This window comes from Hirschia sp. (assembly GCF_058892565.1).
In genome coordinates this window covers 73634-92096 of sequence record NZ_JBZXVU010000008.1, presented here as the reverse complement: position 1 = coordinate 92096, position 18463 = coordinate 73634, and the positions used below count along the sequence as shown (strand labels likewise).

The 18463-nt window shown below is 45.5% G+C and carries 20 protein-coding genes; 12 read left to right on the top strand and 8 right to left on the bottom strand.

Annotated elements, in window-relative coordinates; translation table 11 throughout:
* Positions 1–56: 56 nt before the first annotated feature.
* The 5 genes from AC5EF3_RS03240 to AC5EF3_RS03220 all read left to right on the top strand — a co-directional run bounded on the left by AC5EF3_RS03240 (position 57) and on the right by AC5EF3_RS03220 (position 4761).
* On the top strand, positions 57–2237 hold the full coding sequence (locus AC5EF3_RS03240; RefSeq protein ID WP_493547005.1) for a M13 family metallopeptidase: 2181 nt from the start codon (positions 57–59) through the stop codon (positions 2235–2237).
* Between the two features lie 75 nt (positions 2238–2312).
* Positions 2313–2843, top strand: a complete 531-nt coding sequence (locus tag AC5EF3_RS03235; RefSeq protein WP_493547004.1) for a hypothetical protein — start codon at positions 2313–2315, stop codon at positions 2841–2843.
* A gap of 106 nt (positions 2844–2949) precedes the next feature.
* Positions 2950–3468, top strand: coding sequence for a hypothetical protein (locus AC5EF3_RS03230; protein ID WP_493547003.1), 519 nt, complete (start codon positions 2950–2952; stop codon positions 3466–3468).
* A 56-nt stretch (positions 3469–3524) separates the two neighbouring features.
* Positions 3525–4274 (top strand): sulfite exporter TauE/SafE family protein, encoded by a 750-nt coding sequence (locus AC5EF3_RS03225; RefSeq protein WP_012778191.1) that lies wholly within the window; start codon positions 3525–3527, stop codon positions 4272–4274.
* 49 nt (positions 4275–4323) lie between these two features.
* Positions 4324–4761: a hypothetical protein gene (locus AC5EF3_RS03220; RefSeq protein WP_493547002.1), complete on the top strand. Its 438-nt coding sequence runs from the start codon at positions 4324–4326 to the stop codon at positions 4759–4761.
* Positions 4762–5113: 352 nt separating this feature from the next.
* Here the strand turns inward: AC5EF3_RS03220 and AC5EF3_RS03215 are convergent, their stop codons facing one another.
* Positions 5114–5260 carry a hypothetical protein gene (locus tag AC5EF3_RS03215; RefSeq protein ID WP_493547001.1) on the bottom strand — a complete coding sequence of 49 codons (147 nt, stop codon included), beginning with the start codon at positions 5258–5260 and terminating at the stop codon, positions 5114–5116.
* A 349-nt stretch (positions 5261–5609) separates the two neighbouring features.
* Between AC5EF3_RS03215 and AC5EF3_RS03210 the strand changes: the two genes are divergently transcribed.
* Entirely contained in the window at positions 5610–6230 is a 621-nt protein-coding gene (locus AC5EF3_RS03210; RefSeq protein ID WP_012778187.1) for a S24 family peptidase, read from the top strand.
* A gap of 53 nt (positions 6231–6283) precedes the next feature.
* On the opposite strand, the gene AC5EF3_RS03205 is transcribed toward AC5EF3_RS03210, so the two are convergent.
* Positions 6284–7903, bottom strand: a complete 1620-nt coding sequence (locus tag AC5EF3_RS03205) for a lysine--tRNA ligase (RefSeq protein WP_493547000.1) — start codon at positions 7901–7903, stop codon at positions 6284–6286.
* 121 nt (positions 7904–8024) lie between these two features.
* Positions 8025–9089, bottom strand: a complete 1065-nt coding sequence (locus tag AC5EF3_RS03200; protein ID WP_012778184.1) for a CFI-box-CTERM domain-containing protein — start codon at positions 9087–9089, stop codon at positions 8025–8027.
* Between the two features lie 101 nt (positions 9090–9190).
* Here AC5EF3_RS03200 and AC5EF3_RS03195 point away from each other — a divergent pair, with 101 nt between their 5' ends.
* On the top strand, positions 9191–9430 hold the full coding sequence (locus AC5EF3_RS03195; RefSeq protein WP_233356721.1) for a (2Fe-2S)-binding protein: 240 nt from the start codon (positions 9191–9193) through the stop codon (positions 9428–9430).
* 153 nt (positions 9431–9583) lie between these two features.
* Positions 9584–10060 (top strand): bacterioferritin, encoded by a 477-nt coding sequence (gene bfr / locus AC5EF3_RS03190; protein ID WP_493546999.1) that lies wholly within the window; start codon positions 9584–9586, stop codon positions 10058–10060.
* Between the two features lie 67 nt (positions 10061–10127).
* On the opposite strand, the gene AC5EF3_RS03185 is transcribed toward bfr, so the two are convergent.
* On the bottom strand, positions 10128–11708 hold the full coding sequence (locus tag AC5EF3_RS03185; RefSeq protein ID WP_493546998.1) for an FMN-binding glutamate synthase family protein: 1581 nt from the start codon (positions 11706–11708) through the stop codon (positions 10128–10130).
* Between the two features lie 232 nt (positions 11709–11940).
* On the opposite strand from AC5EF3_RS03185, the gene AC5EF3_RS03180 reads away from it, so the two are divergent.
* Positions 11941–12444, top strand: coding sequence for a SixA phosphatase family protein (locus AC5EF3_RS03180; protein ID WP_012778180.1), 504 nt, complete (start codon positions 11941–11943; stop codon positions 12442–12444).
* A 26-nt stretch (positions 12445–12470) separates the two neighbouring features.
* On the opposite strand, the gene AC5EF3_RS03175 is transcribed toward AC5EF3_RS03180, so the two are convergent.
* From AC5EF3_RS03175 to AC5EF3_RS03160, 4 genes are all read right to left on the bottom strand, one after another.
* A complete protein-coding gene (locus AC5EF3_RS03175; protein WP_493546997.1) occupies positions 12471–12845 on the bottom strand; it encodes a dihydroneopterin aldolase in 375 nt (124 codons plus the stop codon).
* 3 nt (positions 12846–12848) lie between these two features.
* Entirely contained in the window at positions 12849–13610 is a 762-nt protein-coding gene (locus AC5EF3_RS03170; RefSeq protein ID WP_493546996.1) for an SDR family oxidoreductase, read from the bottom strand.
* On the bottom strand, positions 13607–14644 hold the full coding sequence (locus tag AC5EF3_RS03165; protein WP_493546995.1) for a calcium/sodium antiporter: 1038 nt from the start codon (positions 14642–14644) through the stop codon (positions 13607–13609). Before AC5EF3_RS03165 ends, AC5EF3_RS03170 begins: the two co-directional genes overlap by 4 nt.
* Before the next feature lie 299 nt (positions 14645–14943).
* The gene (locus AC5EF3_RS03160) at positions 14944–15825 is read right to left on the bottom strand and encodes a branched-chain amino acid aminotransferase (RefSeq protein ID WP_493546994.1); all 882 of its coding nucleotides are present in this window, start codon (positions 15823–15825) and stop codon (positions 14944–14946) included.
* Positions 15826–15925: 100 nt separating this feature from the next.
* Between AC5EF3_RS03160 and AC5EF3_RS03155 the strand changes: the two genes are divergently transcribed.
* From AC5EF3_RS03155 to AC5EF3_RS03145, 3 genes are read left to right on the top strand one after another with little or no spacing between them, the layout of a single operon-like run.
* The gene (locus tag AC5EF3_RS03155) at positions 15926–16426 is read left to right on the top strand and encodes a MarR family winged helix-turn-helix transcriptional regulator (RefSeq protein ID WP_233356720.1); all 501 of its coding nucleotides are present in this window, start codon (positions 15926–15928) and stop codon (positions 16424–16426) included.
* Positions 16423–17097, top strand: a complete 675-nt coding sequence (locus AC5EF3_RS03150; protein ID WP_012778174.1) for a response regulator — start codon at positions 16423–16425, stop codon at positions 17095–17097. Before AC5EF3_RS03155 ends, AC5EF3_RS03150 begins: the two co-directional genes overlap by 4 nt.
* 34 nt (positions 17098–17131) lie before the next feature.
* Positions 17132–18457, top strand: a complete 1326-nt coding sequence (locus AC5EF3_RS03145; RefSeq protein ID WP_012778173.1) for an ATP-binding protein — start codon at positions 17132–17134, stop codon at positions 18455–18457.
* The last annotated feature ends 6 nt before the right edge of the window (positions 18458–18463 follow it).

Below are 18463 nucleotides of genomic sequence, written 5' to 3'. Positions count from 1 at the left end.
TGTTTACTTTTCAGAGTAGTGCGTATTAGCTCTTGCGCATATCTTAGGAGAACCACATGCTAAAACACTTAAAACTAGCAACATCAGTGCTAGCTCTTTCTTTAGCGGCGGCGTGCGCAAGCGTTGAGCCGGCTATCGAAGACACTAACGCTGCAGAACAAGCCGTCACTGAAGTCACGGAAGTTGTTGAAGAGGTCAAAACTGCAGTCACACCCAAAACACCAGACTTTGGCGCATTTGGTCTAGACCTGAGCGCAATGGATGAAAGCGCTGCTGCTGGTGATGACTTTTTCCGTCACGTGAACGGGAAATGGTATGACACGTTTGAAATACCAGCCGACAAATCACGTTATGGCTCATTCAACCTACTTGCTGACCAATCAGAAATTCAAGTTCGTACAATCATTGAAGACCTTGCCAAATCCACGCCAGATTTGAGCACATCTTCCGGCAAGATTGGCATGTTCTACAAAGCCTTCTCCGACACAGATGCAATCAATGCAGCCGGCCTCACACCTGCCCAGCCTTATCTTGATCGCATTAGTTCGTTAAACAGCCTAGACGACCTTGCAAACATCTTCGCGTCCGCAGGGTTTGCGTCTCCTTTTGGTGGATATGTCTTTGCGGATCCAAAAGAAACAGATGTTTACATTTTCCAAGCTGGACTTTCTGGACTTGGCCTGCCTGACCGCGACTATTACTTCAAAAGCGATGAGAAATCTGTCGAACAGCGTTCCAAATATGTGGAATTCCTGACATTCCTTCTCACAGAAGCGGGCTTTGATTCTCCATCGGAAGCCGCAACACAAGTGATGGACCTTGAAACGAAAATCGCTGCAGCACATTGGGATCGTGCGATCTCACGTAATCCTGAAATCACCTACAACAAAATCTCTGTTGAAACTTTAGAAGCTATGGCCACGCAATTTCCTGTTGCCACTTTCCTCGATGGAATCGGTCTAGCAGGACAAACAGAACTTATCGTAGGCGAAATCCCGCCAACTCAAGAAGAGCTTGATGAAGCTGGTTTATCAGCAGAAGACGCAGCAAAATTGGGCGGCGGTTTCCCTGAAGCTTTCCAGGTTATAGAAGACACACCACTGGATGTCTGGAAAGCTTATCTTACAGCGCATTTCTTATCAGATCACGCCAGTGTACTTCCATCAAACATTGATGACGCAAACTTTGATTTTTACGGCAAAACTTTGCGTGGCCAGCCAGAACAACGCGCACGTTGGAAACGCGCTGTTGGTGCCACAGAAAATATTCTAGGTGAAGCCATCGGGAAAGAGTATGTTGCCCGTCACTTCCCTGAAGAAAATAAAGTGGCAATGGATGCACTCGTCGCAAACCTACGCCTTGCAATGGCGGAAAACCTCAAAGAGCTTGAGTGGATGGGCGATGACACAAAAGTCAAAGCCAAAGAAAAGCTCGACACATTCAACCCGAAAATTGGATACCCAAAAGAGTTTGAAACATTCGACACTCTTATTGTAACAGACCATGCCTTGGACAACAAAATCGCAGCATCAGACTGGCAGTGGAAAGACAATATCTCGCAACTAGGCACTGAAATGGACCGTGATGAATGGTTCATGACACCCCAAACAATCAACGCTTATTATAACCCACTCTTTAATGAGATCGTGTTCCCAGCAGCAATTCTGCAACCACCATTTTTCAACATATCAGCCGACCCGGCCGTAAATTATGGTGCCATCGGCGGTGTGATCGGTCACGAAATCGGGCATGGTTTTGATGACCAAGGATCAAAATTCAGTGCTGACGGATCTTTATCCAATTGGTGGACAGAAGATGACCTCAAAAGTTTCCGCTTACTTACCAAAGCATTAGTTGCTCAATACAATGATTTTTGCCCGCTAGACGATGGTGAAACATGTGTAAACGGCCAACTCACTCTTGGTGAAAACATCGGGGATCTTGGTGGTTTGTCTTTGGCGTATAAAGCCTACAAATTGTCCTTGAATGGCGAAGAAGACAAAGTCATTGATGGCCTAACTGGCGATCAACGTTTCTTCATGTCTTGGGCACAAGTTTGGCGGTCTAAATACCGTGATGAAGCGACACGCCAGCAACTCATCACTGACCCTCACTCCCCTCCATATTACCGTGTAAACGGCCCCGTGCGTAACCTAGACGCTTGGTATGAAGCATTTGGGATCACCGAAGATCACGCTCTCTATTTACCACCAGAGAAACGCATAAAAATCTGGTAAAACAAACGACTAACAGCTCTCTCCTGATATTTTTATGGTGTCAGGAGAGAGTTTTACCAATTAGGAATCTTTCAAATGTTGACCCCAAATCTGATTCGGTCCTGCTTGGCAGGAACCGTCGCCATTACAGCTTTGTCCGCATGTACATTTGCTGAACAAACCAACACCATCACAATGAGTGTACAGAAGCCGGACGTCATCGCATTTGAATCTTCCGTGGCAGACATGGAATCCGCCCTTAAAAACAAATGCTCATCATTGGAGATTCGGGAAATTGATCCACCACGCATCCCTGATGTTAGCAGCCAAACTCAAATTGATTGCGAAGGATTTGGTTATTTTGGCGCGCCACGCAAGGCTGAATTTGTGTTTGTAAATAATGCTCTTATGCTCACATGGATTTTGGTAGAAGCAGAAGAAATTCCGGCGCTGGAAGTGGCTTTCTCAAGTCTTTTTGGCGAGCCAACCTCTTCAAAAGACACAATATTAGCGTATGCCCATAATTTTGCGGCTGTTCGCAACGATACGCCTGAAGCGCTATATTATAGCCAAACGGCAGCCCCATTTGTCATTGATCGCGTCAATAAATTACCTGACCGAGATTAAGCTTAATAGAAACAATTATATCAAAGACTTGGTTTAACGAAATCATTGAGTGATACTGGCATAATTGAAGCTTCCTATCTGAGTTACCAGCAAAAGGAATGTTCGAATGCTAAATTCAAAACGCCTTCACATCGCTGCAATTGGTTTGCTCGCTGCTCCCTTTTTATCGGCCTGTAATCTTCCCCGCGATCCAATGTCGGTTAAGAAACCAACCGTTATCGAATTTGCTAGCCGCATGGGGTCAATGGAAAATGACCTCAAAGGCAAATGTGACGCCACCGAAGTTATTCCTTTCGACATGATTGATAGCCCGGATGTCACATCTCAATTTCAACTAAATTGCTACGGATTCAAATATTTCGGACAGCCTCGTCTTGCCGAATTCCTCTTCGTGAATGATGCACTTGCCGTCACGGTCATCAATGTTGAGCCAAATGAAATTCCAGCTCTGGAAGCTGCATTTATAGATACTTTCGGCCCCCCCACACACAGCAAAGACACCGTCCTTGCTTTTGCCGATAATTATGCCGGTGTTCGCAACGATCCAACACAAGCGGTTTATTTTGCTGAATTTGCAGCACCTTATCTTATAGATGCACTAGAAATACGCCCTGACCGCGAATAATTCAGTTTAGCCAGATAGATTTTGACATATTTCAAACTAAGCGATACCGCGTCTGAATGACCCCCGACATTCTCTTCTATATTTGTGCCGCTATCGCTGTATTCTTTACCGGATTATCTAAAGGTGGATTTGCTGGCATAGGCGCGATCGCCATGCCGATAATGGCATTGGGAGGAGATCCTATTGCGGGCGCAGCCATTTTACTCCCTATTCTAATCTGTCAGGATGCAGTCGGCATATGGTCCTATCGTAAAACCGTCGATAAGCGCATTGTCTTCATCATGCTCCCCAGCATGACATTGGGTGTCTATATTGGATATCTTTATGCAGACATGCTCTCACGCGATGCCATTATGGGTGCAGTGGGTGCAATTTCGTTATTTTTCGGACTTCATAATCTCTGGAAAAAATTCAAAGGCAAAATTCAAATCGCAGCCAGCTCTAAACTAAGCTCAGGTTTGCTTTTTGGAACTATAACAGGATTTACCAGCCAGATAGCCCACGCAGGTGGACCGCCCTTCTATATGTGGATTTTACCGCAAAAACTTCAGCGTGATGTTCTTGTGGGCACCAAATCAATCGCGTTTGGATATGTTAATTGGATCAAAGTTCCAGCATTCCTTGCCCTTGGGCAGATGACAACACAAAATCTGAAAACATCCGCAATTTTATTACCTCTCGCCATCATCTCCACATTCATTGGGGTCGCAATTGTAAAGCGGATAGAAACCGAAAAATTCTACCTGATTATTTATGTAATGATGTGCCTGCTAGGCGCAAAACTATTATTTGAAGCGATTTATTAAAAGAAACGCCCCAAACTACTAATGGAATAACGAAACTGGGGCTTAATCCATGAAACACTCAATACTTGCTCTATATTTTGGCATATCCAGCTTCGCTCTGATTGCATGTCAGAATGAAACTCCCCCTCAAGCACTTTCACCTGAAGCCACAACAAACGGCACAGCCTTCTCTGATAAAAATCTAGAGAAAATTCAGCTAGCATCCGGCACCACGACAGCCAGCATGTTATGCATGCAAAATATGCAACGCAAACAAGATTATGAAACAATCAAAACAGCTCATGATGCATACACCAAGCGCAACATGCTGAAACTGGCTAGCATAATGAAACTCAACTTGAATGCGACCCAAAACAAAGAAGCTAAAAAGCAGATTGATGCCGAAAGCTATAAAATAGCCATGGAATTAGTGCGCACGGATAAACCAACTGCCATTCGTTGTAATGGATTAGCGAAACGCCTGAATGCGAAAGAGTTTGATCTATAGACAAAGAAACACCCCGTCAGGTCCCTCGCCAATCGATCTGGCAAAACCCTCTGGCGGGGTGCATATTGGCTTTAAAAATCCGCCGGATATGGCTTGTAAGCAAGCCCTACTTCTCACCTTAGCAGGTGGGCACTGGCAATAAGTGCCGTCAGTCTCCGACCAAGCCAATGAAGCTCATCATTCTATTTTGTATGCCCTTAGGTTAACACAATTTTGAATAGATTTGAAGGGGTATAAATTTTAGTGGAAGTAGGCTGTGCAGCGTGTAGCAAATCGTCGCGAAGCATTAATGCTCTAAAGAGCGAAAAGTACTCTGCAAAAATTCATCAACAGAGTACTTTTCATTTTATAATTAATCCCCCAATCCATGTCCAGGTAATGGAAGCCGCTCCACTACCGAACCTTTTTTATCTTTTCGGGCTTTTTCAATAGGCACAAAACGTCCTGTTCCAGCGTCCCGACCTGCGAGTCTAGATTTTCTTGGCTTTGATTTAGACATATTAAGTCTCTTTCTTAAAAAACGAAGAGACCGCTTGACTGACGCGCTATTAGTGATTCATATCAAATCACTCTTTAACCAGAGCTCGTTTCCTGCGCAGTCCCTTCTAATGAGATTGCAGGTAAACGATAAGGTCTCTCGTGGGTTGGCGCTTATGGGAGGCCGAATCGTTCGATCACTTTAGATGTTGAGCGTACTCAAAGATCAAGTCTAGCGAAACTTATCCACAGAGCGACATTTTTAGTGAAAAACCCAACCTCAAGCAGAACAAAATAAAAACATTTAGGTTTATCTTCCTTTTTATATAGTATATAGTCCTACCATCTCACGACGACAGGACATAAAACATATGCGACATAGCGATATCTGGAATGGTATTGATGCGCTGGCGGCGCGTCATGGATTATCTGTCTCAGCCTTAGCGCGGGCGGCGGGCCTTGATGCCACGGCATTTAACAAATCCAAGCGCGCAAGTGCAGATGGCTCCAAACCGCGTTGGCCTTCTACCGAAAGTCTATCCAAAGCGCTTGCTGCCGTTGGCACTGGCTGGGAAGAATTTGCAGATATGGCGCAAGGCCGCCAAGGGCGCACAATACCGTTAATCGGGTTGGCGCAAGCTGGTGATGGCGGTTTTTTTGATGATGCAGGTTTTCCCGTAGGCGCGAGCTGGGATGATATCCACTTCCCCGATATGGGCGATGAAACCGTCTATGCCTTGGAAATATCAGGCGATTCAATGGAGCCCGTTTTCCGCGAAGGTGATCGCATCATCGTCGCGCCCGGCATGGATGTACGTCGCGGTGACCGCGTGGTCGCCAAGACAAAAGAAGGCGAAGTACTGGCTAAATTCCTTGGCCATTTATCAGCTAGCCGCGTTGAGTTGATATCTGCCAACCCCGCCTACCCGCCTCGCGAATTTGCCGCGAGCGACATAGAATGGATTGCTCGCATTTTGTGGGCTAGTCAGTAAAAAGCCCGCCAGATTGCTCTAACGGGCTTTTCAAATTCTATTTCACGGGCAGATTAACCCAGCTCACCCGCTAGACCTTTGCGGACGAGAATTGCTGTTTCTCTGACGCCGTAAAGCGCGGCAAATCCACCAAAACGCGGGCCTTGAGATTGGCCAAGCAAAACTTCATAGATCGCCTTGAACCAGTCACGCAGGTTTTCAAATTCGTGCTCTTTACCAACACTGAAAACCAATGATTGAAGCGCCTCTCCTGTTTCTTCACCGTCATAGCTTTCAAGGCTTTCGGCAAGGCTTTCAAGCGCAGCACGCTCTTGGTCTGTTGGCGCACGATATGTCTTTGTCGGTTTCACGAAGTCTTGGTAATATTCCATAGCAAAACCAACAAGATGATCTAGCAAGGGTGTATTCTCAGGTGTCGCATCAGGTGCATATTTAGAGATGAACCCCCACAACACTTCCTTTGTGTCCGCATTGGCAGCCGACACAAGATTTAGAAGCAAGGCAAACGAGATAGGTGAGCTTTCCGTTGGCGGGTTACCCGAATGAATGTGCCAAACAGGGTTTTCCACCTGACGCGCAGGCTCTTCCTCTGGGAATTTTCCAAGGAAAGTCAGATACTCATCCACAGCCTTAGGAATCACATCAAAGTGCAATTTCTTGGCTGTACGTGGCTTTTGAAATTGGAATAAGGCCAAGCTTTCTTGCGGCGCATATTGCAGCCATTGCTCCACCGTGATCCCATTTCCTTTAGACTTGGAGATCTTTTCACCCTTATCATCTAGGAATAGCTCATAGACATATTGTGTCGGTGGCTCATTGCCCAAAATTTTACAAATACGCGAATAAATGGGTGCATTGGCTTGGTGATCTTTTCCAAACATTTCAAAGTCCACACCCAACGCCGCCCAGCGCATACCAAAATCCGGCTTCCACTGAAGCTTGACGTTTCCGCCAGTCACAACAAGCGTTGTCTCTGTGCCATCTTCATCATCAAATGTGATTTCGCCTTTTTGCGCATCGACATTTTTCATCGGCACATAAAGCACGCGCCCTGTTTTAGGAGAGATTGGCAAGAAAGGTGAATACGTCGCCTGACGCTCAGCCCCCAGTGTTGGTAACATCACTTTCATGATGTCATCAAATTTCTCAGCCGCTTTTAAAAGCGCGGCATCATAATCACCGTTTTTATAAAATTTCGTCGCGGAGTGGAATTCATATTCAAAGCCAAAGCTATCAAGGAATGCACACAAACGCGCATTCATGTGGTCACCATAGCTGTCATGCGTGCCAAACGGATCAGGGATAGCTGTTAGCGGCTCCTGCATGTGCTGAGCTAGCATGTCTTGTTGGGGCAAATGCGGTGGCACTTTGCGCATCCCGTCCATGTCATCAGACACACAGATAAGCTTGCTTGTGTATGCACCAGCCGTTAGCTGATCAAACGCAGACATCACCATCGTGGTGCGCACGACTTCACCAAAAGTACCGATGTGCGGCAAACCAGATGGACCATAGCCTGTTTCAAATATAACCGGCTGATCTTTAGAACGACCCTGTTTTTCCTCTAGCTTCTGGATACGTTTAAGCAAAGCGCGCGCTTGCTCAAAAGGCCAGGCTTTTGCCGCTTCAGCAAGCGGCGTAAGGATATCTGCTGATAGAACAGGGTTTGTCATTTTAGATTTTTTCTCCAGTTAGAACATGGCAGTTAGCCTTGCTCTAAGCGTGGGTCAATATTGCGATGTTGAATACATACTCAACACCGCTCAAATAGGTCTCAATTTTAAGAATGAAGCGTTAAACCGCTAGTTTTTGCAGTTTCTTGGTCATACTGAAATAGATAGACCGCGCAACGGAATTCAATCCAAATTTTGCAGCAATAGCCGCTGGAACAATTCCAAATCCCCATGTGCGCCGCCATATATCAGCTGCATCTGATCGCGCATTGATACGATCCACAATATCAGGTGCAATGTCATAATATTCTTTGACCAACAAACGTCCTTTTAAGGTCGTCTTCAACACATTATCTCGGAATTTACGAAGCGTCTGCAATTCCCAACAATCATCTGCCAATCCAATCGCACCAACTGTTGCTGTCGTTAAGAAACAACCTTCTTTTTCTGGTGGCAAGAAATCAGGTTCAGAAGGGATTGAACATTCCATTTGATTAGCCGCCAGCGCAGCCACGCGTTCTTCAGCAACTTTAACAGCAGCCTCAAGTCCAGCTTGGTCCACCATATTCCCGATAGCGATCGCATTTTGATCCGACCAGTTGGGGACATATAATTCCAACCGCAAAGGCGTATGTTTATGGGCCAATGCATGTGCAAATGCTTTTGCAATCTTTGGCTTCTCCAAATCCATCTTCGTGCTGAATTGTCCATCAGAAGGATACCAGAACTCATTTTTCTCTATCCAATAACGACGCGTCCCAAATCCGACTGTACGGTGGTAGGAATGCCCCAACTGGTTTCCGAACACGAAATAAGGTTCTCCGTGTGAACTGGCTAATTCTATCTCCGGCACATTATACCAAACTTTGGTTTCATCCTGATAGACATAACCACCCGCAGTCCGGCGCTGTTTATTAACTTCAATGAAAAAACCTGTCGTAACAACCTTATCCAAAGTTGTCGCAATCATCCACTCAATCTCGGTCGTGTCACTCATCACCCGCCATGTCGCGGCATCATATTCAATAAGCCATGATCCCACCAATTCTTTTCCACATGTGATGACTTCATCTTCGGATTCTTCGTCTTTTTTTTCAGACTTAGATTCGCCCGCAAATGCAGATGGACTCACGCCCGCCAAAAGCATAGCAGCAACAAGACGGCGGCGATTTAAAGAAACTGGCACGTTTGGCTGCCTCCCATAGCAAGACGATATATTTCGTCCACTTTTTCATTCAGTCGTTAAAAAAGAACAACTGTCGACCAAACCAATTCTAAAAAAACGTAGTGAATGAGCTTGACAATCATTCGCAACGCTTGCAAATAATTCTTATGATCGTTTGTATTTGCCGCCGTCTTAATGAGAAAAAGATAACCGAAGCCATCGAGGCCGGTGCCGATTCTGCGCCTGCGGTTATGAAACATCACCAAACACGCTTCAATTGCGGCCAATGCCGCCATGATATCGCAGATATGATCTCAGAGCGCCAAGGTTCTGAAACATCTAATGATATTGCTGCTGAATGATTTTCATTCGCATACCGAAGTAATTCACATTCTCAAAAGCTACTGATTAAATTAGATTTTTTTGAAAATTTCGTTGCTTCGTGCACCAAATAAAATTAGTGTTGCCGCAAATTTCAGGCTCGCCCCTTTGGGCTGCAAAAAAAGGATACGGCCATGAAGGGCGATACTAAAGTCATCGAATTCCTCAACAAAGCTTTGAAGAATGAACTCACAGCGATCAACCAGTATTTCTTACATTCACGTATGTTGAAAGACTGGGGCGTTTCTGTTCTAGCTGAAAAAGAATACAAAGAATCTATAGAAGAGATGCAACATGCCGATTGGCTCATCGATCGTATTCTCTTTTTAGAAGGACTTCCAAACCTTCAAGATCTGGGAAAATTGCGCATTGGTGAGAACGTAGAAGAAATTCTTGAGGCTGACCTAAAACTAGAACATGACGCTATTCCACTTCTAAGAGACGCAATCGAATATAGTGATAGCATTCGTGACTATGTGTCTCGTGACCTATTCAACAAAATCCTAGAAAACGAAGAAGAGCACGTCGACTGGATTGAAACACAGCAATCTCTCATCGAAAAAATGGGTATTCAAAATTACGTCCAGCTGCAAAGTAAATCAGCCGAATAACACCCGTATAAAAGCCCAGCTCTCTAAGTATATGTAGAGAGCTGGCTGCTACCTAATACAAATATTTCTAATGGAACACATGCGGGTTCGCTTTAGCCCAATCCTTAGCAAGATAAGTCTCTTCAGGCGCATTCAGCAGAATATCATTTTCTAACAATTCATAATATTCAGATGCCGGAACCGACTTCAAATTTGCCTCTCTAATCATCAAACGATCAGGTTCCAATTCATAAGGGTGGCTCGCACCAGCAGCTGCAATCACCTCCGCCAGTGCATGTAATGTGTTGTGATGGAAATGATAGACATATTCCGCCTTTTCAGGGATTACCAAACCACGTTCTCGACTTGGGTCTTGCGTCGCAATACCCGTGGGACAAGTGTTGTCATGACAATGCAAAGACTGAACACACCCAAGCGAAAACATGAAACCACGTGCTGAATTAATCCAGTCAGCGCCCAACGCTAACGCTGCCGACATACCATAGCCAGACACTAATTTACCTGATGCTGCAAGACGTATCTCATCCTTCAACCCAGCACCAATTAGAGCATTCCTTGCTAAAATAAGCCCATCTCGCAATGGCGATCCTATGTGGTCTTGAAATTCCATTGGTGCCGCACCCGTCCCGCCTTCTGCGCCATCAACAACGATAAAATCAGGTTTGATACCTGTTTCTAGCATCGCCTTGATAATCGCCAGAAATTCATAGGCCGGCCCCATACACAATTTGAACCCAACAGGCTTACCGCCAGACAAATCCCTCAATTTTTCTACAAACTGTAACAACTCGACAGGCGTTGAGAAGGCTTTATGAAATGGTGGTGAAACAACGGTTTCACCAATAGGTACACCGCGTGCCTCAGCAACAGCTTCTGTTACTTTCGCACCCGGAAGCAGACCACCATGTCCAGGTTTTGCACCTTGAGATAATTTAATCTCAATCATCTTAATCTGATCAAGTGCCGCTGTATCTTTGAATTTATCCGGATCAAAATTTCCGTCCGCAGTGCGACATCCAAAATATCCAGATCCCAATTCCCAAACAAGATCACCACCGCCCGCTTTATGAAAACGTGATACCCCGCCCTCACCTGTATCGTGATAAAAGCCTCCCTTTGCAGCCCCGCGATTTAAAGCTTCAATCGCATGTCCACCAAGTGACCCATAACTCATGGCGGAAATATTCAAGACACTCGCTGAATAGGGTAATTTACAACTCTTCCCGCCGACTTTGACCCGCAACGTCTCAATTGGTGCGGGTTGGACGGCACCAATTGAGTGCGCGATCCATTCAAAACCAGCCCTGTCATTATCAACATGTGACCCAAAAGGCTCCACACTACTGACATTCTCCGCCCGCTTATAGACCAAAGCACGCTGTTCATTATTGAAGGGACGCCCTTCTGTTTCACTTTCGACGATGTATTGGCGTAAAAATGGACGCAGCCAGTAAAAGAAACTACGGAAACGCCCAGTCACAGGATAATTACGACGCACGGCATGTCGCACCTGAATGAGATCAGAAAAACCAATCCAAACCAAAATAGCGAACGGTAAGGCAGCGATCCATACCCATTTTGAGTAAAAGCCCGCAGCTAGCGCCACCAGAAAAAATAAACAACTCAAAATAAACGGAAAAAATCTCATCTCGATTCAAGCTCTTTCAAATTCCAATTTGCTTAAACCCATAACCGATGCTCAGAAAATTACACCCTTGCTCGACACAAAAAAATGCTTAGAGCTAATAAGAAACACCTATTGCACTATATTTTTTAAACGAAGTGCGTCCCCTAAATGAAGAATGCGCTAGCCAGCTATGACAAACACAGAGTATATCTTCTTAAAAATTAAATGACTCAAAGACTTCGCAGGGCATATTATGATCGAGTTCATTCTGTTTCGTCACGCAAAAACTCAACCTGCTAAACATGGCCAATCTGACCATGATAGACGTTTAACACCACGCGGTATTAACGATGCGAAACTTGTCGCAACCAAATTATACAGTCTTGGCGCGCGACCAGATCTTATTTTACATTCTGACGCGCAGCGCTGTTGTGAGACTTTGAACGCAGTGCAATCAATTTTTAATACACCGCCAGCCAGCTCAATACCTGAACTCTATTTAGCAGAATCACATGTCGTTATGGCGCAGGCTAATTTGATGGCAGCGACGACAGACTGCAAGAGCATCCTTCTCATCGGCCACAATCCCGGCTTACAATTACTAGCGATGGATTTAGCCAATGGTCAGGAAGAAAACGACATCCGCATTCGTATGGCCTTCCCGACGTCTGCTGCAGCATTTTATCGAAGAGAAAATGATCAACAGGATTGGGCGTTGAATACATTCATCACACCCAAAGAATTGAAGCACGGATAAGCAATCCAGAGCGTATCCGCCCTCACTTATCGTGTGCGATATATGACCGCTCCAGCGCATTCAGCTCCAGCTATAGCTTCAGGCTTTTCCGCTCTAAACTCAGCCGCCACAATCTGTGAATTTTTCATCACTTTATCAGCCAACGCGTTCAGAAAAGTCTCCACCAGATCGAAGTGCTGATTGTCAGCTAAATAACGCGCAGAATCCGAAAACAGATTGTAATCGACTGTTTCAACTAAATCATCATTCACTGGTGCGACCTTCGCCCAAGCCCGCATACTTAGAATAAGCGGTTGCGTTCGTCCTTTTTCATGTGTGAACACACCCAATTGCGCCCTAATCGTGAGACGCTTCAGAAAAATTTCAGTATATTCAGGGTTACGCTCATATGAAATCGTCATAATCTATTCCACAACGCCATCTATATCTGGCGTCTTCCATACTAAATGCTGACCGCCATCCACTGCAAGCATCTGCCCCGTCACTGCTTCTGCGTCCAGAAAATAAAGCAAGGCCTTACATATTTCTTCTGGTGAAGAACCTTCGCCTGTTAAAGTCGCATCAACTTGTTGCTGAAAATCTGCAGTAGACTGACGTTCATTTTGCAATGTCGGCCCCGGACCAATCCCGTTGACACGGATATTGGGCGCAAGCGCTTGTGCCATTGTCTGAGTTGCCGTCCATAAAGCAGATTTTGACAAGGTATAGCTGAAAAATGTTGGATTAAGTTTCCACACGCGCTGATCAACCAGGTTTACAATCAAACCTTTCGCGTCTTTATCAATCTGCGCTGCAAACGCCTGAGATAAAGCTATCGGCGCACGCAGATTTATAGCCATATGTTTGTCCCAACTTTCAAAAGTATGGCTTTGCAGTCCATCTTCTTCAAAAGCCGATGCATTATTTACCAACAGACCTAATGGCCCAGATAATAAATTTGATGATGTTTGCACCAAAGAAGCCAGATCCGCTTCACTTTGCAAATCAGCTTGCACAATAGCGCCAGCGCCACCGGCTTGACGAACAGCATCTAAAGTTTGCTGCGCGCCTTCTTTGGATGAGCGATAATGGATAGCAACTTTAAACCCGCGCGCACCAAGGCATGTCGCCATAGCTTGGCCAAGCCGCCGCCCCGCCCCCGTTATGAGCGCCCGCTTCTCTATCACTGTGTAACAGTTTCAATCGCTGGAGGCTCAACAACGAGGTCCGGTAAATCGATAAACGAAAATCCATTCACCAAGCCGATGATATAGGCAATGTATGTCGCGAGTAGAATTACACCGACAAAACGTCCGATTTTCCATTTAAAAGCGACAAATATCGTCACTGCGATTGTAGCTGCCCCCATAACCCAATGGCTATAATCGTGGAAACTATTACCGATTGACTGTGTCTTCACCAATGCCACCGCACCACCTGCTGCAAACAGGTTGAACAGATTTGACCCCAAGACATTCCCCAACACGACATCAGTGTGCTTACGCATTGCAGCAGCAACACTTGCACCAATTTCAGGAAGGGATGTTCCTACAGCCAGCAAAGTTAGACCAATTAAGGCTTCAGATACATTCAACTCACGCGCAATGAATACACCTGAATTGATGGTCAAGCGCGCACCTAGAGCCAGCCCGAGCAATCCGATAAGCAGAAAAGTACAAACTTTCCAGACAGGCATGTCTTTATCTGCTTCATCAACCTCTTCAGGAATCTCATCATGATGAACACCTGATATACCAACTTGCTTGCGACTGGATTGGATTAAAAAGACGATATACACCATCAATAAAGTTAGGAAGACCGCCCCCCATATCGGACTGAGTCCAAAATAGTATGTGACGAAAATCCAGAGAAACGTTGCAGCCAGCGTCATAGCAGCAGAACGCCCTGTCCCAAGAGCATTTGTCGCAACAGGTGCAAAAATAGCCGTAAAACCCAACACCAGCATTATATTTGCTATGTTAGAACCTACGATATTCCCATGAGCCAGATCCTCAGCACCGCTAATCGCTGCATCAACAGATACAAGAACTTCAGGTAAAGAGGTTCCAAATCCGATAACCACAATACCAGCAACAAGTGGAGACAGCCCCACTTTTAATGCCGCTGCAACAGCGCCACGCACAAGTGCATCACCGGCGAACAAAAGTAAGCCTAAGCCGCATAACAGCCAGACGATTTGCATAATCATGTCAGTAGACAACGGTATTTCCTAACAGAAGGAGGAAGAGACTAGTCGAGCCGCTTGTATTCTAGGATGTTGAGAATAGCGAATACTAGGAAAGTACCGACGAGTGCGTAAACAGCTGTCATAAGAGTTTCTCCGAAGAAAACCAAAACATAAAAGCGCTGAGGCCAAAAGCGCAAAAATAAGCCTGTCTGTCCTCAGACATAGTGTGTTCCAAGCAATTGAGCAATCACCTCACACTAGTCTGATAGGATGTTTCAACACATACCGTACTGAAACACCCTATATGGATCAATATTGTGTCAGCTAAGACATTATGAAAGTGTCAATTGGCCGCGTACCAAAGCGTCATAATCAGAAACCAAAGCTTCTGTGATGCTACCCGGCTTGTACATATGACCAGCAAGCTCCGATACCGGCGTCACTTCAGCAGCTGTCCCAGTGATGAAACATTCAGAAAAATCAGATAATTCTTCTGGCTTGATATGACGCTCAACAAGCTCAAACCCACGCGCTTTAGCAAGATCAATTACTGTGCGGCGTGTAATCCCATCAAGGAAACAATCTGCAATCGGAGTGTGAATAACATTATCTTTGATCAGAAAAATGTTTGCACCGGTTAATTCAGACACATATCCGCGATAATCAAGCATCAAAGCATCGGCATAGCCTTCTTGCTCTGCTGCATGTTTTGACATTGTACAAATCATGTAAAGGCCAGCTGCTTTCGCAGCTGATGGAATTGTTTCTGGTGAAGGACGTTTCCATTTTGACATAGTCACACGGATCCCCTTCATCTTATCAGCAAAATAATTGCCCCATTCCCACATAGCGATTGCAAGATGGATTGTATTTTGCTGCGCAGACACACCCATCATTTCAGAACCGCGCCATGCAAAAGCACGGATGTAACAGTCGGTGAAACCCATTTTTGCCATTAGGTCTTTTTTGGCAGAATTGATTTCGTCTTCAGAGTACGGGATTTTGTAATCCAGCAACTCAGCAGATTTGTGGAGGCGTTTTGTGTGCTCTTCTGATTTGAAAATCTGACCTTCATATGCACGCTCTCCTTCAAATACTGAAGAGCCGTAATGCAAGGAGTGTGTTAGAACATGGACCTTCGCCTCACGCCACGGCACATAGACACCGTCCTGCCAGATCCAGCCATCGCGATCATCATAGGGCAGAATAGACATGAGAAATTCCTCGAAAAATTGAAAAACTAACACCCAACGACTTGAGTTCCTTTGGATGTCAATCCATTCTCTTAGAGTGATTAGACCTGTCAATCAATCCATGAGTCGCCCAGTTTCTCGAGGCGCTAGCAATTCGGCTGAAGAGTCGCGTCTGTATTTGCGCGAGTCCGATCTGGATCAGGGTGCTTCATTGATCCGTCAATCAGCTCGAAAAATCCGGCACATGGTCGGAAGTGTCGCGCAAGAAGCGGGGCTATTAGAGGCTGAACTGGATACATTGATTGAATTGGTTGAAATGGAAGGCTGTGACATTTCCGAACTGCGGGCCCATTTATTTGCCCCAAAGCAATCGCTTGCCCGCAATCTAAATGCGTTGGAGAAATCTGGCTATATAGAACGCGTCCCTTGCCCCAAAGATGGTAGACGGCGCTTATTAAACCTGACAGAATCTGGAAAGGAAGTTATTTCCAAGGCTGCCAATGGTTGGCGAGATGTGCTACTTGAAGCCTATCGCGCTTCAGGACCGGAAGTCGTCGCAAATGCCAAAAAACTGCTTCAACACGTCGCGAAATCTTCGCCAGAGAAAGATGAAGACTCATGACCGAAACTGCTCACATCTTAGCCATTGATGATGATGATCGCATTCGCGATTTGCTAAAGCGCTTTCTTGTGTCTGAAGGGTATGGCGTCACTACAGCATCTGATGCAATTAATGCACGTAAAATTATGAAATCCATGGCATTTGATCTCATAATTCTAGACGTCATGATGCCCGGTGAAGATGGATTTAGTCTGTTAAGCTCAATTCGAGAAACAATTGATACGCCCGTCATATTGCTCACAGCAAAAGATGTCGCCATTGACCGTATAGAAGGCCTTCGCCGCGGTGCTGATGATTACGTCACCAAACCTTTTGAACCTGAAGAATTGCTTTTGCGCGTAGCGGCCATTTTGCGCCGCTCTGCTCCACCCGAACCAGTTGAAGAGGTCAATCTGTCCGGTCAAATTTTTCATGTGACAAAAGGTGAATTACGCCGTGACGGACGTATTATGCGCCTAACAGAAAATGAAGTTCAACTCCTTCGAATCCTTGCTCAGCGTTACGGCGAACCAGTATCACGTCAAGAATTGGCAAACCTGACCTCAGCCGGTGTTGAGCGTTCTGTCGATGTGCAGGTAACGAGATTACGCCGAAAAATAGAACAAGACCCTCGCGAACCCATTCATCTTCAAACAGTTCGTGGCATTGGCTATCGCCTGATTGGCGATTAGTATTTGCATTAGACGTCCGCAGAAATAATAAAATATGAGACTGTCCCGCTTTTTCCCTCGTGGCTATCTGGTTCGCTCCTACCTGATCGTAATTTTACCTATCGGTCTTTTAATAGCTGCAATGACGACCATGTTCTTTGCTTCGCACGTCAAAGAAGTTAACCGGCGTCTAGCACTCTCAATTAGTTCAGAAATCGACGTCCTCATTTCCGCTGCAAATTCTGACAGAGACTTATTCCAAAAAATAAGCACACAGTTTGACATTGCCGACCTCATGCAGACACGGATCACCTCAACTCCGCCGATTATGTCAGTAGATTCATCCTGCTGCGGCGTCCTTAAAGACACACTGGAAGACACACTCCCCAATAGATTCAATATCGAACGCCTTCCAGACAATGGTTTAATCCGCATTCAATATGCTCTCGATACGCCTGAAGATAATATTGGCGAAGTATTGGTCATCGAGTTCCCGCGTAAACGTGCTGTTATGATTACAGCGCATATTTTTATTTTCTGGACCTTTATTCTCTCTGGCGTTTTGCTGCTTATCGCACACGGATTTTTGAGAAACCATGTGCGATCTATCTTAAACCTTGCCGATGCCGCCGACGCCTTTGGTCGCGGAGAAGATGCGCCCCATTTCAAGCCATCTGGCGCAAGAGAAGTACGCAAAGCGGCTCGTTCGGTCATACGAATGCGCAACCGTATTCACAGATATGTAGATCAACGTACGCAAATGCTGGCCGCTGTATCACACGATATCCGAACACCGCTGACTCGCTTAAAGTTAGAACTTGCTTTGCTCAAAAACATTAAAGGCGTCGATCTAACTGCCGCCAAAGCAGACATTTTGGAAATGGAACAAATGCTGGATGGATATCTCGCATTTGCGCGCGGCGAAGCTGACGAACCCACAATAGAATTTGACGCTGTTGAATTGGTCAACCAAGCGTTTCATGCGGCCTCAAATCGCGCAAGAATTACTTTAAACGCTCCCGAACATTTGCTTATGCGCGGACGTCCCCTAGCTCTAAAACGAGCTATTGCCAACCTCGCCAATAATGCAGCAGATCACGCCGATACAGTATATATCCATATCACACAGGCACCCGGGCTTGTGAAAATATGCGTAGAAGACAATGGTCCTGGCATAGATTCCGACAATTACAATGAAGCACTAAAACCATTTGGTCGGTTAGATGCGGCCCGTAACCAAAACAAATCCGGTGTCGGTTTAGGTCTCAGTATTGCCAATGATGTCGCACAAGCGCATGGCGGCTTTCTAAAACTAGAACGATCAGAGCTAGGTGGATTAAGCGCCGCGATGAATATGCCAACATCATCTCGCAGATTATAATGAATT